14 protein-coding genes are annotated in these 14,369 nt (G+C 62.6%); 3 read left to right on the top strand and 11 right to left on the bottom strand.

What is annotated here, in order from left to right; translation table 11 throughout:
- Positions 1 to 106 precede the first annotated feature (106 nt).
- The gene (locus B5G06_RS03895) at positions 107 to 1,549 is read right to left on the bottom strand and encodes a hypothetical protein (protein ID WP_087187780.1); all 1,443 of its coding nucleotides are present in this window, start codon (positions 1,547 to 1,549) and stop codon (positions 107 to 109) included.
- Positions 1,550 to 1,670: 121 nt separating this feature from the next.
- Here B5G06_RS03895 and B5G06_RS03890 point away from each other — a divergent pair, with 121 nt between their 5' ends.
- The gene (locus B5G06_RS03890; RefSeq protein ID WP_087187779.1) at positions 1,671 to 1,919 is read left to right on the top strand and encodes a helix-turn-helix domain-containing protein; all 249 of its coding nucleotides are present in this window, start codon (positions 1,671 to 1,673) and stop codon (positions 1,917 to 1,919) included.
- Positions 1,920 to 1,972: 53 nt separating this feature from the next.
- Here B5G06_RS03890 and aroE read toward each other — a convergent pair whose 3' ends face one another.
- The 9 genes from aroE to B5G06_RS03845 all read right to left on the bottom strand — a co-directional run bounded on the left by aroE (position 1,973) and on the right by B5G06_RS03845 (position 11,614).
- Positions 1,973 to 3,370 carry a shikimate dehydrogenase gene (gene aroE, locus B5G06_RS03885; RefSeq protein WP_087187778.1) on the bottom strand — a complete coding sequence of 466 codons (1,398 nt, stop codon included), beginning with the start codon at positions 3,368 to 3,370 and terminating at the stop codon, positions 1,973 to 1,975.
- Between the two features lie 36 nt (positions 3,371 to 3,406).
- On the bottom strand, positions 3,407 to 3,838 hold the full coding sequence (aroQ, locus tag B5G06_RS03880; protein ID WP_087187777.1) for a type II 3-dehydroquinate dehydratase: 432 nt from the start codon (positions 3,836 to 3,838) through the stop codon (positions 3,407 to 3,409).
- Positions 3,835 to 4,329, bottom strand: coding sequence for a shikimate kinase (locus B5G06_RS03875; protein ID WP_087187776.1), 495 nt, complete (start codon positions 4,327 to 4,329; stop codon positions 3,835 to 3,837). Before B5G06_RS03875 ends, aroQ begins: the two co-directional genes overlap by 4 nt.
- Positions 4,326 to 5,489 carry a bifunctional chorismate mutase/prephenate dehydratase gene (locus tag B5G06_RS03870; protein ID WP_087187775.1) on the bottom strand — a complete coding sequence of 388 codons (1,164 nt, stop codon included), beginning with the start codon at positions 5,487 to 5,489 and terminating at the stop codon, positions 4,326 to 4,328. Before B5G06_RS03870 ends, B5G06_RS03875 begins: the two co-directional genes overlap by 4 nt.
- A gap of 15 nt (positions 5,490 to 5,504) precedes the next feature.
- Positions 5,505 to 6,539 carry a chorismate synthase gene (gene aroC / locus B5G06_RS03865; protein WP_343286351.1) on the bottom strand — a complete coding sequence of 345 codons (1,035 nt, stop codon included), beginning with the start codon at positions 6,537 to 6,539 and terminating at the stop codon, positions 5,505 to 5,507.
- Positions 6,536 to 7,765, bottom strand: a complete 1,230-nt coding sequence (gene aroA, locus B5G06_RS03860) for a 3-phosphoshikimate 1-carboxyvinyltransferase (RefSeq protein WP_087187773.1) — start codon at positions 7,763 to 7,765, stop codon at positions 6,536 to 6,538. The genes aroC and aroA overlap by 4 nt, the downstream gene beginning before the upstream one ends.
- The gene (gene aroB, locus B5G06_RS03855; RefSeq protein ID WP_087187772.1) at positions 7,762 to 8,826 is read right to left on the bottom strand and encodes a 3-dehydroquinate synthase; all 1,065 of its coding nucleotides are present in this window, start codon (positions 8,824 to 8,826) and stop codon (positions 7,762 to 7,764) included. The genes aroA and aroB overlap by 4 nt, the downstream gene beginning before the upstream one ends.
- A gap of 66 nt (positions 8,827 to 8,892) precedes the next feature.
- Positions 8,893 to 9,912 carry a 3-deoxy-7-phosphoheptulonate synthase gene (gene aroF, locus B5G06_RS03850; protein ID WP_087187771.1) on the bottom strand — a complete coding sequence of 340 codons (1,020 nt, stop codon included), beginning with the start codon at positions 9,910 to 9,912 and terminating at the stop codon, positions 8,893 to 8,895.
- A 337-nt stretch (positions 9,913 to 10,249) separates the two neighbouring features.
- A complete protein-coding gene (locus tag B5G06_RS03845) occupies positions 10,250 to 11,614 on the bottom strand; it encodes an MATE family efflux transporter (protein ID WP_087187770.1) in 1,365 nt (454 codons plus the stop codon).
- A gap of 137 nt (positions 11,615 to 11,751) precedes the next feature.
- Here B5G06_RS03845 and dpsA point away from each other — a divergent pair, with 137 nt between their 5' ends.
- A complete protein-coding gene (gene dpsA, locus B5G06_RS03840) occupies positions 11,752 to 12,624 on the top strand; it encodes a dipicolinate synthase subunit DpsA (RefSeq protein ID WP_087187769.1) in 873 nt (290 codons plus the stop codon).
- A gap of 2 nt (positions 12,625 to 12,626) precedes the next feature.
- Positions 12,627 to 13,211, top strand: coding sequence for a dipicolinate synthase subunit B (locus B5G06_RS03835; protein ID WP_087187768.1), 585 nt, complete (start codon positions 12,627 to 12,629; stop codon positions 13,209 to 13,211).
- Positions 13,212 to 13,272: 61 nt separating this feature from the next.
- Here the strand turns inward: B5G06_RS03835 and B5G06_RS03830 are convergent.
- Positions 13,273 to 14,369, bottom strand: a 1,097-nt coding sequence (locus tag B5G06_RS03830) for a glycoside hydrolase family 3 protein (protein WP_143382709.1), incomplete at its 5' end; no start/stop codon positions are given.

Below are 14,369 nucleotides of genomic sequence, written 5' to 3'. Positions count from 1 at the left end.
GGACATACTCCGCGGAAGTTACCTCATTGCTGAGCAATCTCCCGCATCATCGCAGACTGCGCCCCAAACAGGCGCTTGATTATGATACTCTAAAACCCATTCCCTGTCAAGAGCTTTCCCGGTTTTTTTGAAAAATTTTTGTCTCTGCCGGAGCGGGCGGGAAAAGGGCCGCCTGTCCCAGCAGCAAAAGCACAGGAATCAGGGAATAGTGGTACCGCCCGGCCACCTCCACCAGCATCTGGGCGCAGGTCAGCCCCAGCACATACAGGGGCAGCAAAACCACAGCGGAGCGCTCCCGGTTTCGCCACAGCCGGACCAGGCCACCTCCCGCCAGTACCATGGCTGCATAATAGAATCCGTTGCAGGCCAGGGCAAACAGCTTGGTATGACGCACCACGCTGCCCACATAGCCCACGCAGGCGTGGTCAGAGCCCAGAAAAGCCCTCAGTTTATCCCGCAGCAGAGGCAGCAAGGCCACCTTCCCGGAGGTGATGCGGTCTTTGGCAGCCTCCAAAGCTCCCTCCTGAGCCTGCTGGGCGGTGGCCCCCGGCGCATCGCCGAGAGAAAAGAGCAGCTGGCTGTCCTCCTGGTTCCATGCCCCGCCGGAGTCTTGGTTAAATCCCACCAGAACACTGTAGCCCGGCGTGGTGGAGGGCTTCTCCCCAATGCGGCGGGTCAAATGGGCCTGCCACAGCGGGCCGGTGACGGCATAGACCGCCAGCAGGGCGGCCAGCAGCCCCAACCAGTACCGCCGGGATTCTCCCAGCAGCCATTCCTCCGGCTTCAGCACCAGGCGCCAGATCAGCAGAGCAATGATCACCACCGCCGCAATGGGACGCACCCCGTTGAACCACCGCAGCACCAGCCCTGCTGCCACCCCCCGCAGGATGGGCCGTCTCCCCTCCCCTGCCGTCAGCAGCACCAAGGTTCCCAGCATCAGAGTGGTATAGAGGGGCTCGGACAGAACCAGACTATTATAAATGGTCTGGGAGGGGCAGGCAATCCACAGCAGATAGGCGGAGATCCCGGCCAGCAGTCCCCACCACCGCCGCCCCAACAGGAAAAGAAAACTGCCGGAGACAGCGGTGAGGACCACATTGAGCATCTGGGCCAGCAGTTCCCCCGGCCCCAGCAGGCGGATAAACCAACTGAGAAAGGAGGAGTAGCCGAAGATATGAGGGAAGAGGGCCATATAGCGCCCGTCCTCCAGTACCGGCTGCCGGGCCAGGGCATTGGCATAGCCCCAGAAGGTGGCGTAATCCCCGGAGGGAGTTACCCGTACCAGGAACACCCAGGCTCCCTTGACCGCCAGACAGAGTAGGGTAAGCCCCAGCCAGATCCTGACCGCCCCCATTCTCTCCAACCAACGGCACAGCGGCGGCAACCCTTTCCAGCCCGCTGTCAGGACGGGGACTGCCAGTGCCAGGGCCTTCCAGGTCTCCCCATTCTGCCCCAGCCCCAGTACCAGCCCGCCGGCCAGCAGGGCCAGCGCCAGCCCCAGCATAATCCGGGTCAAAAGACCGGCCCCCGCCGTCAAACGCCGTTCCATCGTCTTCTCCCCCCTCCTGACCTTACATTTTTTAGTTTTGTCCTATGATAGGACAACTCAGGACGATTTTCAGTATAACGTTGGGGTTGTCCTATGTCAAGACAAAAGGAGGTGTATTCTCATGGCCAGGATCATTGACGGGACTGCCAAAAACCTGGTGGGCGAGCAGGTGCGGGCCCTGCGCATCAAGCGGGGCATGAGCCAGCAGGCCCTGTCCGATAAGCTGGAAACCATGGCGATCTATGTCTGCCGGGGCTCGGTCTCCCGGATTGAGGACCGGCAGCGTACGGTCACCGACATCGAGCTGTACGGCCTGTCCCAGGTGCTGGGGGTGCCCATCTCCCAACTCTTTGGTCCCGACGAGCAATAAAAAAGGAGCCCCCGACGTCCATTGGAACGTCGGGGGCTCCTTTCTACGTTATCTTATAGCACTTCGGCAATCCGCTTTTTCATCTCGGCGGCGTCAATTTCGGTCTGGGTAAAGTGCTCCAGGGCCAGCACCGCCTGGTTGACCAGCAGGCCCAGCCCGTTAATGGCCTTGTGGCCCCGCTTTTTGGCTTGGCGGAGCAATTCGGTTTCAGCGGGGATATAGATCAGATCCACCACCGGCACGCCGGGCTTCAGATGATCCAGGAAGGAGAAGTCGGCAAACTGTCCGGCGGTGTCCGCCATTCCCAGGGAGGTGCAATTCACCAGCAGGTCGCACTCCTCCGCCGCCCGGGCCAGTTCATCCTGGGAAAAGCCCGCCGGATGAAGGTGCTCCGGGTCGTGGTCACAGATGGCCTGAGCCTTGTCGAGGGTACGGTTGCACACGATGACCCCCGCTCCGGCCTGGGCCAGCTTGAGACATACCGCCTTGGCGGCGCCTCCCGCTCCCAGCACCGTCACCTTTTTACCCGCCGGATCGATGCCCTCGTCGGCCAGTGCCCGAAGGAAGCCCTCGCCATCGGTGTTGTAGCCGTAGGTTTTGCCCTCCCGGATGCATACGGTGTTCACCGCTCCGATGAGTCTGGCATCCTCGTCCAGCTCATCCAGCAGGGGCACCAGCTCCTCCTTATGGGGCATGGTGGCATTAAACCCGGCGTACCCGGCAAATTTGGCACACTCCAGCCATTCCCTGCACTGTCCCCGGGGCACCGGCTGACACAGATACACATAGTCCAGGCCCAGCGCCTTGAGCATGGTATTCTGGATCAGAGGGGACTTGGAGTGGGCCACCGGGTCCCCAATAACGCACAGCTTGCGGGTAGTGTTTTTCAGTTCCACGTTCATATCCATCTCTCCCCGTTCGCCCTCCGGCCGGTGGTCGGGGAGGGCGGCGTTGATTGCCAGGGCCACCAGCAATCCCACAATGGTCTCGATCATGCGGGCGGCGGCGTAGTAATACCGGGTCACGCCGGTGACGCCGGTGATGAGAATGACACAGGGCAGGATGCAGGCCATGCCGCAGGCGGTAGGCCGCTTGATGAGCAGACACAACCAAACCCCTGCCACACATACCACACCAAGAATGATGGTCTTGAGCCAGAAATGCTCCAGGGCCGGTCCCAGCAGCAGGGTAGCGGTACCCAGGGCGCCGCCCACAATGACGCCGATCAGGCGGGAAATACCCTGGCGGAAGGTCTGACCCAAGGTGCTCTGGGTGCAGATGATGCAGGCAATACAGGCATACAGAGGCCCCATCTGCCCCAAAATACCTCCCAGCTCCTCCCGATAGGTGAGGCCAAAGGGAAGGAACAGCGCATAGGACACCATCACCGCCACGGCTGTCTTGATGACCCGCATTCCAATGCGGGGCAAGGGAACAGAAGGATATTTCATAATCTCTCCTTGCTCATTTATGGAAGCTCTCTTCGGTTACAACTCTCTGGCGAGAAAGTAACCCATTGCCGCCTCGTAGCCATACAGGCCCAGGCCGCAGATCTGACCCACACAGGCGGGGGCGGTGACGCTCTTGTGCCGGAACTCCTCCCGCTGGTGGACGTTGGAGATGTGGACCTCAATACAGGGCACATCCACCGCCTTGAGGGCGTCCAGAATGGCATAGGAGTAGTGGGTAAAGGCCCCTGGGTTCATGACGATGGCGTCATACACCCCGTCGGCGGCGTGGATGGCGTCAATAATGGCCCCCTCGTGGTTGGACTGGAAGCAGTGGGCCTCAGAGCCGTGGGCGGCGGCAAAGTCCTCCAACCGCTTGCACAGGCTGTCATAGGTGTTCTCCCCATAAATACCCGGCTCCCGCTTGCCCAGCAGGTTCAGGTTGGGCCCGTTGATGATGAGGAATTTCATTTCAGCACCTCCAAAATCCGTTGGACGGTCTCCGCCGGAGTGGCCTGTACATCCACCACATGGTCGGCCCACTCCAAATAGATGGGCTCCCGTCCGGCATATCGCTCCAGAAAGGCCTCTCTCCCCTGCTGGCCCAGGGGGCGGCCACCCATAGACACATTGTCATAGATCTCCCCCGGGTCCCGCCGGAGGAAGATCACAGTACCACTATATTTCAGGGAAGCGATGGAATCCGCACGGGTGGGCAGGCCACCGCCGCAGGCAATGACCTGTCCTTTCCGCTGGGACAGCTCCTCCGCCGCGCCCAACTCCCAGTCCCGGAAGAAGGCCTCCCCCTCCTTGGCAAAGATGTCGGGGATAGACCGGCCCAGGGCCTCCTCAATATACTGGTCTGTGTCCACGAAGGTGAAACCCAATTTCTCGGCCAGCAGCTTCCCTACCGTGGACTTGCCGCAGCCCATCATACCGATGAGCACCACGTTATCCCTCATGCCTGCTCCTCCCAGGCTTTGTAGTTGCCCAGAATGCGCACCTCGGTGGCCAATTGGCTCAGCTCGTGGAGCACCCCGTCCATGCCGGGGGCGGTGAGGTCGCCGGTGAAGTCCAGGAAGAAGAGGTACTCAAAACCCCGTCCGGGGATGGGCCGGGACTCGATCTTCAGCAGGTTGAGCCCCTGGACGGCAAAGATGGTAAGGATCTCGTGGAGGGAGCCGCTCTGGTGGGGCAGGCGGAACACGGCGCTGATCTTGTTGCGGTCGGGCCGCAGTTCAGGCACCGGGGACACCACGGCAAACCGGGTATGGTTCATGGTATTGTGGTTGACCCGTTCAGCCAGGATGTTGAGGCCGTATAGCTGGGCAGCCCGCTTGGAGCAGATAGCGGCTGCGGTCAGATCCCCCTTCTCCACCACCAGCTTGGCAGAACCGGCGGTGTCCAGGGTGGGCACCCGTTTCCAGTCCCGGTGGGCGTCCAGATACTTCTCGCTCTGCATCAGCCCCTGCTCATGGGAATAGACGGTTGTAATCTGGGACAGTTCTACGCCCGGCAGTGCTGCCAGGCAGTGCTCCACCGGCACCTGCCACTCTCCCACGATGTAATAGCGGTACTGGGCCATCAGGTCGTATACCTGCCGGATAGACCCGGTGGAGGAGTTCTCCACCGGCAGCATGGCGTAGTCCACCTCGCCGCTCTCCAGGGCAGCGAATACATCGTTGAACCAAGGCTTGCCCACGCTGTTCACGTCCCCGCCGAAGAAGCCCACAGTGGCCTCCTCACTGTAGCAGCCCGGCTCCCCCTGGTAGGCCACCCGGGGATTGGCCACCGGCTGACGCACTCTGGCCAGGTCGGCCAGATAGGCGGCGTAGCCCGGGTCCTCCGCTCCCTCCTTCACCAGATGGCGCTGCTGGCGGCGGGAGATGGCCATGATGCTCTCATAGAGCGCCGCCAGATCCGCCTTCCGGGCGGGGTCATCGGTCAGGGCCGTCTTGGCGGCAATGACCTGCTTCTCCCGGTTGGCGTCCAGCACAGGGATGCCCTGGCGCTGCTTATATTCCCCCACCTTGCCGGTGACGGCCATCCGCTCCAGAAAGAGTTTGACCAGTTCCCCGTCGATGCGGTCGATCTCCTGCCGATATTGCTCCAGTTCCGTCATATCCATCGCTCCTTATCAGATGCCCAATACAGCGCAGGCCGCCAGGGCAGCCGCCGCCTCGATCACCGGCACCGCCCGGGGGACGATGCAGGGATCATGGCGGCCGTGGATCTCAATTTCCGTCTCCTCCCCGGTCCGCAGGTCCACGCTCTCCTGCGGCAGAGAGATGGAAGGAGTGGGTCGGATGGTGACCTCAAAGGTCACCGGCATCCCGTTGGTGATGCCGCCATTGATGCCCCCGGCGTGGTTGGTCTTGGTGACCACCTTGCCGTCCTCCACGGCAAAGGGGTCGTTGGCCTCGCTGCCCCGCATGAGGGAGAAGGCCACGCCGGCCCCGAACTCAATGCCCTTCACCGCGGGTACGGCAAAGAGATACTGGGAGAAAATTCCCTCCACGTTGCAGCCGAAGTCGGGGGCGCCCAGTCCGGCGGGCAGGCCGGTAACGGCGCACTCGATGGCGCCGCCCACGCTGTCCTGCTCCTCCTTGGCCTCCAGAATGGCCTGGCGCATCTCCTCTCCCTTGCTGTCATTCAGTACCGGGAAGGATTTGGCCGCCACAGCTTTCAGTTCCTCCGGGTCCTCCAGGGCGGCGTCGCAGATGCCGTAGATGGAGCTGATGTGGGCACCCACCTGAACGCCCCGGCCCGCCAGCACCTGCTTGGCTACCGCGCCGGCGGCCACCAGCGGGGCGGTGAGGCGGCCGGAAAAGTGGCCGCCTCCCCGATAGTCCAGACAGCCTCTGCTCTTGATGAATCCGGCGTAATCCCCGTGGCTGGGCCGGGGGGTGTACCGGATGGATTCATAGTCCTTGGAGTGCTGGTCGGAGTTGCGGATCACCATAGCCAGAGGGGCCCCGGTGGTCTTGCCCTCAAACACCCCGGAGAGCACCTCCACCAGGTCGCTCTCCTTCCGGGCAGTTGCGGTGGGGTCCTGGCCCGGCTTGCGCCGGTCCAGTTCCTTCTGCACCTGCTCCAGATCCAGCTCCAGCCCGGCGGGTACCCCCTCCAGCACCACGCCGATGGCAGGGCCGTGGGACTCCCCGAAGATCATATGTCGCATATCAGTTCTCCTCCCAATCTGCGGTAATCCTCCCAGAACCGTGGATAGGACTTCTTGACGCACTCCGCACCAGTGATGGTCACCGGCGCTTCGCACCGGATGGCGGCAATGGCCGCCATCATGGCAATGCGGTGGTCATTGTGGCCGGAGACGGTAACACCCCCCGCCAGCTTCTCCTTCCCATGGATCACCAGGTAGTCCTCATATTCCTCCACCTGGGCGCCCAGGGCGTTGAGCACTTCGGTCACGGTAGCCAGCCGGTCGCTCTCCTTGATCCGCAGCCGCCCGGCGTTGACAATGCGGGTGGTCTCCCCCGCTCGCAGGGCGGCCATGGCGGCCAGAGGGGGCACCAGATCGGGGCACTGGCTTACATCCAGGTCCAGGCTGCCGGTCCCCTGCAGCTGGTCATAGAATCCGGCAATGGCCCGGTCCCCCTGAACGGAGGCCTGATCCAGCCCGCCGATCTCCACCGGGCAGTCCAGGAACTTGGCTCCGTACCAGAAGGCGGCGTTGGACCAGTCGGCCTCAATGGCCAGATTCTGATGCTGGTAATACTGATTCCCCGGCACACGGAAGATGCGCTTGCCGTCGTATTCCGCCTTTACTCCAAACCGTTCCAGGGCGTCCAGGGTCATGTCCACATAGCCCCGGCTCTCCAGGTCGGTGGTGAGCCTGATCTCGCTGTCCCCCTCCAGCAGGGGCAGGGCATACAGCAGGCCGGTGATGAACTGGGAGGACACGTTGCCCGGCAGGGTGTAAATACCGGGGGTCAGCTTGCCCCGTACCGTCAGCACCCCGTCCTTCTGTTCGTAGAAGATGCCCTTCTCCCGGAAGAGGGCGAAGTAGGGCCCCTGGGGCCGCTCCATCAGCCGCCCGTGGCCGGTGAATTTCCCGCCCCCCTTGAGGGCCAGAGCCACCGGAATGAGAAAGCGGAGGGTGGAGCCGCTCTCCCCGCAGTCCATCACCTCGGGGGCGGGCTCCTCATGGCCATCCACCAGGTCGGCGCCCCGGATGATGGTGCCGTCGGCGGAGGCGTCGGCGTCCAGGGTGCGCATACACCGCAGGGTGGCCTGGATGTCCTCGGACAGGTCCACGTTAGACAGCTTGCAGAAGCCGTCGGACAGAGCGGCGGCAATGATGAGCCGATGGGCCTGGCTCTTGGACGGGGGCGGCGTCACCGTCCCTTTCAGGACCGCCGGCGTAATGGTCACATTCATTTCAGTTCCTCCAGCAGTGCGGCTTTGGGCATTTTATGGGGGATGGCCCGGCCCATCTCTTCCAGCAGGATCACGCTGATGTCCGCCCCCGCCCCCTTCTTGTCCAGACCAATGGCGGCGGCATACTCCTCCGCCGTACAAGAGATCTCCACCGGCAGATCCAGAGCGGTGAGAACGGCGGCAATCCTGTCCGCCGTCCCCGCCGGAGTAATCCCCAGCCGCTCCCCCAGTCCGGCGGCCCTCACCATACCGGCGGCCACCGCCTGACCGTGGGTCCACTTCTCATAGTGGCCCGCCTTCTCGTAGGCGTGGCCCAGGGTGTGGCCGAAGTTGAGCAGCATCCGTTTTCCCGTGTCCCGCTCGTCCTCTTCCACAACAATTCGTTTTAAATTACAACAGGTATACAGGACGTGTTCGATTTCCGCCATAATTTCCTTCCGGCTGGGCCGGTGGGCCAGGAAATCAAAGAAGGTCCCGTCCAGGATACAGCCGTACTTGATGACCTCTGCCATACCGTCGGCAAAGGTAGCGTCGGGCAGGGTATCCAGGGTATCCGGGTCCATCAGCACCAGCTTGGGCTGCCAGAAGGCACCGGCCAGATTCTTGCCCGCCTCCAGGTCGATGGCCACCTTGCCTCCCACAGAGGAGTCCACCTGGGAGAGGAGGGTGGTGGGGATCTGGACGAAGTCCACCCCACGCAGGATAGTAGCTGCGGCAAAGCCCGCCAGGTCCCCCACCACGCCGCCGCCCAGAGCCACCACGGCATCGGTACGGGTGAGCCCGGCGGCCATCATGGCCTCCCACAGGCCGGCCAGCTGACCGGCACACTTGGAGGCCTCTCCGGCGGGCACGACATGGACTGTCACGGAAAACCCGGCGGCGGTAATGCTTGCTTCCAGCCGGTGGGCGTAGAGGGGGGCCACGTTGGAGTCAGTGACCACAAAGAGCCTGCCCGCCCGGGGCAGGGCCTTCCGGCAGTGTTCTCCCGCCTGGTCCAGCAGGCCCCGCTGGATCAGAATATCATATTCCCGCCCCGGCAGGGCAACGGTGAGGGTCTTCATGGGCACTTCGTCCTTTCCATAATACCGTAGGAGCAATCTTTCTGGCCACCCCTGCGTCATTTCTTTTTATTTTACCAACTTTTTCTCCACCAGGTCAACCAGCATACCCACCTTGTGCATGAGGGCGTCGAACTTCTGGGGGGTAAGGGACTGCTGGCCGTCGCACTTGGCGTGGGCGGGATCGTTGTGGACCTCGATGATGAGACCGTCGGCGCCCGCCGCCACGGCGGCCAGGGCCAGAGGCTCCACCATCCAGTACATACCGGCAGCGTGGGAGGGGTCCACGATGACGGGCAGATGGCTCATCTGCTTGACGGCGGGGATGGCGGACACGTCCAGGGTGTTGCGGGTGTAGGTCTCAAAGGTACGCACGCCCCGCTCGCACAGGATCACGTTCTCATTGCCCTCGGCCATAATATACTCGGCGGACATGATCCATTCTTCGTAGGTGTTGGACAGGCCCCGCTTGAGCAGGATGGGCTTGCTCATCTTGCCCACTTCCTTAAGCAGCTCAAAGTTCTGCATATTGCGGGCGCCCACCTGGACCACGTCCACCTCCCGCTCAAAGAGGTCGGCCATCCGGGGGTCCATGATCTCGGTGACGATGGGCAGACCGGTCTTGGCCCGGGCCTCCACCAGCAGATCCAGGCCGGGAGCGCCCATGCCCTGGAAGGAGTAAGGGGAGGTGCGGGGCTTGAAGGCGCCGCCCCGCAGCATGGCCGCGCCGGAGCGCTTCACGTCCTCGGCTACGGCGCAGATCTGCTCCTCGCTCTCCACCGAGCAGGGGCCGGCAATGACGGAGAAGTTGCCGCCGCCGATCTTGGCATTGCCCACGGTGACCACCGTGTCCTCGGGGTGGAACTTGCGGTTGGCCTTCTTGTAGGGCTCCTGCACCCGCATGACCCGCTCCACGTTGGGGTTGATGGAAATCTTGTCCATATCCACGGCGGTGGTATCACCCACCAGGCCCAGGATGGTGCAGCCCACGCCGTTGGTAATGCCCACTTCCAGGCCCAGCTGCTTCAGTTTATCTGCCAGATGTTGAATATCCTCCTGCCGGGTACCGGGCTTCATGACGACTACCATATGACACGCTTCCTTTCCAGTGACAAAAATAGGCGCTCATTGATGAAATCAATGAGCGCCCTGTCTGTGTTACAAGGTAATATCAGGCCCCATAAGGCCCACCCATTTACTCCATCCTGCTATTTTCCCATGCCAAAAAAGCCGGTGCCCATAAATCGAGCCCAGCCAAAGGAAAACAGGAAGGATGCAGTTGTGAGGGAACGTCTGGTCATGCCTGTACGCCTCACTTTTCTAGGTTGGAGTCATTATACCCTCTTTTTCCCGTGATTGCAACGGGAATTGTGTACAAATACCGCCGGAGTTTTCTCCACTCTCACTGTGTTTTCCCCCTGTCCGGTCACATGGGCGCGCTTTGCAGCTCGCCGGGGGGCATATGCCGCAGCAGCTGCCGCAGGCAGAGGGCGAAGAGCACCGAGCTGATGGACCAGGTGAGGGGATAGGCCCAATAGACCACCCGGATGTCGGGGATGACCCGCACGGTAAGGGTGATGTAGGTGATACGCAGGGCGCACCACACCGTCAGCATAATGGCCATGGGTACGATGGGCCGCCCCATGCCCCGCAGGATGCCGGCGCAGCAGTGGGAGAAGGACAGCAGGCAGTAGAACAGGGACACCGTACGGGCGTAGGCCACACCAAAGGCCACCACCTCCGGCTCGCTGTTGAAGGCGGCCACCAGCAGCGGGGAGGCCAGGAAGATGATCCCGCCGATGGCCTCTGCCAAAATGGGGCTGCACACCAGGCCGAACTTCATACCCGCCCGCACCCGGTCGAAGCGGTGGGCCCCCAGGTTCTGACTGACGAAGGTGGACAGGGCCAGCGCAAAACAGGTTACCGGCAGGAAGGCAAAGCCTTCGATACGGCTGTAGGCGCCGCAGCCCGCCATGGCGGCGGAGTCAAAGGCGTTGATGTTGGCCTGGACGATGACGTTGGCCAGGGAGACCACCGAGCTCTGTACTCCGGAGGGGATACCCAGGGTGATGATCTGCTTGAAGGTGGGTCCCTCGAAGCGCACCCGCCGCCAGTTCACCCGGTAGCCCGCCTTGGTGAGGGTCAGCTTGCGGAAGGCCAGGAAGGCGGACAGGCACTGGCTGAGGATGGTGGCCAGGGCGGCGCTGCCCACCCCCAGTTTCAGTACCGCCACAAAGAGCAGATCCAGCACCACATTGGTAAGGGAGGCGGCAATGAGGTACTTCATGGGGCTGCGGCTGTCGCCCACCGACTGGAGGATACTGGCCCCCATGTTGTAGAGCACCACAGCGGAGGAACCGAAGAAGTAAATGCGGAAGTAAAGAATGGAGTTGTCAATGACGTCGGCAGGGGTGCCGATCCACTGGAGGATCTGTGGGGTTAAAATGGCCCCCACTACTGTCAGGATCACACCTGCTGTCAGGCCCAGGGCCACGGTGGTGTGGACCGCCCGCTCCATATGGTCGTCGTCCTCCGCCCCGTAGTACCGTGCGATGAGCACGCCCGCACCCAGGGATACACCGTTGATAAAGCCCACCATGAGCAAAATCATGCTGCTGGAGGAGCTGACCGCCGCCAGAGCAGACCGGCCAATGAAGTTGCCCACAATAAGGGAATCCACTGCATTATATAATTGCTGAAACAGGTTACTGAAAAAGATGGGCAGGGCAAAGGCCAGCATCTTTTTGGGGACGCTGCCTTCGGTCAGGCGATTTTGTTCGTTTCGATCCATCGGGTCCATCTCCGCTCTCTCTTGATCTGTCCTTTTATTATTAGCCTGTTAAAGCAAAAAGTCAAGCTGTGCCACCCAGTCACCCTTTTCCGGCGGCGGAATAGGATGGAGCAGTCACTGGGAACGGAGGGCTTACCATGAGACATGAACTGAACCTGTGGGTGGCGGGGGGCGATTTGCGGCAGGCCAAACTGGCGGAGCTGCTGGCCGCCGACGGCCACACAGTACATACCTGGGCCCTGGAGGGCCACGGCCCTCTGACGGGGGTACAGATGGAGACCGACCCGGCGGGGGTGGAACTGGCCGACTGCCTGATCCTGCCTCTGCCGGCGGAGGAGGAGGGCGGCCTGCTCCACGCCCCTCTGTCCGACCAGCCCCGGAAGCTGGAGGAGCTGCTCTCCCCTCTGCGGCCCGGCCAACTGGTGTGCGCCGGGATGGTGGGCCCCAATCTCACCGCCCTGGCCGCCCAAAAAGGACTGGTCCTTCAGGATTACTTCGCCCGGGAGGAACTGGCGGTGGCCAACGCGGTGCCCACCGCAGAGGGTGCCATCCAGATCGCACTGGAGGAACTGCCCATCACCCTCCACGGCGCCAGGGTGCTGGTCATCGGCTTTGGACGGGTAGGCAAGGCCCTGTCCCGGCGTCTGGCAGGCCTGGGGGCCAAGGTGAGCGTGGCTGCCCGCAAGTGGGCCGACCTGGCCTGGGCAGAGAGCTGCGGCTACTGCGGGGAGCAGACCGAGCACCTGGCGGGCTGGCTGTGCGGCTACGACCTGGTGGTCAACACCGTCCCCGCCCCTGTGCTGGGCCTCACAGAGCTTGCCGATCTGAAACCGGGCTGTCTGGTCATCGACCTGGCCTCCAAGCCGGGGGGCGTGGACTTTGATGCGGCCGCCCGGCTGGGGGTCAAAGTGATCTGGGCCCTCTCCCTGCCGGGCAAGGTTGCGCCGGTGACGGCAGGCCAGTGTATTCAGACCACCATCTACAACATATTGCGGGAATTGGGAGTGTGAGCATGGAACAAGCGAAGGTTGGATTCGCCTTTTGCGGGTCTTTTTGTACATTCAGTATGGCTATGACCGCCCTGGAGCAGGTGAAGGCCCGGTTTGGGGACGTGACCCCCATCGTGTCGGAGGCCGCCGCCGCCAACGACACCCGGTTCGGCCCGGCCCATGAGTTTATGCGGGAGATGGAGCGCATCTGTGACAAGCGGGTCATCGACTCTCTGGTAAAAGCGGAGCCCATCGGGCCCAAAAAGCTGTTGGATGTGCTGGTCATCTGCCCCTGCACCGGCAACACTCTGGCAAAGCTGGCAAACGGCGTCACCGACTCCACCGTCACCATGGCGGCCAAAGCCCATCTGCGCAACGGCCGCCCACTGGTGATCTGTCCCGCCACCAATGACGCTCTGGCCGCTTCGGCCAAGAACATCGGGGCGTTGCTGGACAAGAAGCACGTCTATTTCGTCCCCTTCCGGCAGGACGATCCCCAGGGCAAGCCCACCTCGGTGGTGGCCGACTTCTCTCTGGTGCCCGACACCATTGCCGCCGCGCTGGAGGGACGCCAGCTCCAGCCCCTGCTGCTGGGCAGCCCCGCCTGAGATCGCGTCAGACATAAGAAAAAGGACTGCTGTACCACAGCAGTCCTTTTTTCTGTTTTATTCACTCCAGAGGGATGAGGCCCCGGTTGATCTTGAAGGTGAGAATGCGCTGCACGCTCTCATCCAGCCGCTCCTCTGAGATGGAGCCGTCCTCCACCGCCGCCTCCAGGGCCGCAATGGTACTGTCCAGATCGCCGGGACACAGCAGGATATCCACCCCGGCCTGAATGGCCATCACCGCCGCCTGACCGCCGGTATAATACTTGGTAAGGGCAGACATCTCCATGGCGTCTGTCATGACCACCCCGTTAAAGCCCATCTCCTCCCGGAGCAGACCGGTGACGATCTCATAGGACAGAGGGGCGGGCTGATCGTCCAGGTCGGGAACAATGAGATGGCCCATCATCACCGCGTCCGCCCCCGCCTCGATGCCCGCCTGGAAGGGGATCAGCTCCCCCTGCCGCAGCTGGTCCAGGGTGCGATACAGATAGGTGGCCCCGTCGTGGGAGTCGGTGGAGGTACCGCCGTGGCCGGGGAAGTGCTTGAGCACCGCCCCCACGCCGCCGTCGTGGAAGCCCTTCACCGCCGCCGCCACCAGCTCCGCCGCGGTATTGAAGTCGGTAGAATAGGCCCGGTCGCCGATAACGGTGTTCTCCGGATTGGTCCACACGTCGGCCACCGGGGCCAGGTCGGTGTTGAAGCCGCAGCTGGCCAGATCGGAGCCGATGGTGTAGGCATTGTCGTAGGCGGTCTCGGGGCCCTGGTCCTCATAGTCCAGCATGGGGCCCACCCAGGTGGTACCCACGGTGCTCATGAGGCGGGTGACCCGTCCCCCCTCCTCGTCGCAGGTAAAGATGAGGGGGATCTTGGAATAGCTCTGGCTGTTGTCCAGCATCTGCTTGAGCTGGCTCTGGCTGAGCATATTGGGCTTGCGGTACAGAATACCGCAGATAGGGTAGCGCTCCAGCCCCGCTTTGGTGGCCGCACCCGCCTGGGTGGCAGTGCTTACGCCGGTAAGATCCTCGGGAGATACGATGATAAGCTGGCAGATCTTTTCATACCGGCTCATCTCAGCCGTCATCTCCGCCGCCAGAGCCGCCGTCCGCTCCTCCACCGTGGGGGTGGGCGTGGGAGTAGGCTCCGGCGTGGGGGTAGGGG

This window comes from Flavonifractor sp. An52, assembly GCF_002159385.1.
In the GTDB taxonomy this organism is placed as follows: Bacteria; Bacillota; Clostridia; order Oscillospirales; family Oscillospiraceae; genus Flavonifractor; species Flavonifractor avicola.
Note: the sequence above shows the minus strand (reverse complement) of the source record. Positions and strands in the feature narration are given on the sequence as shown.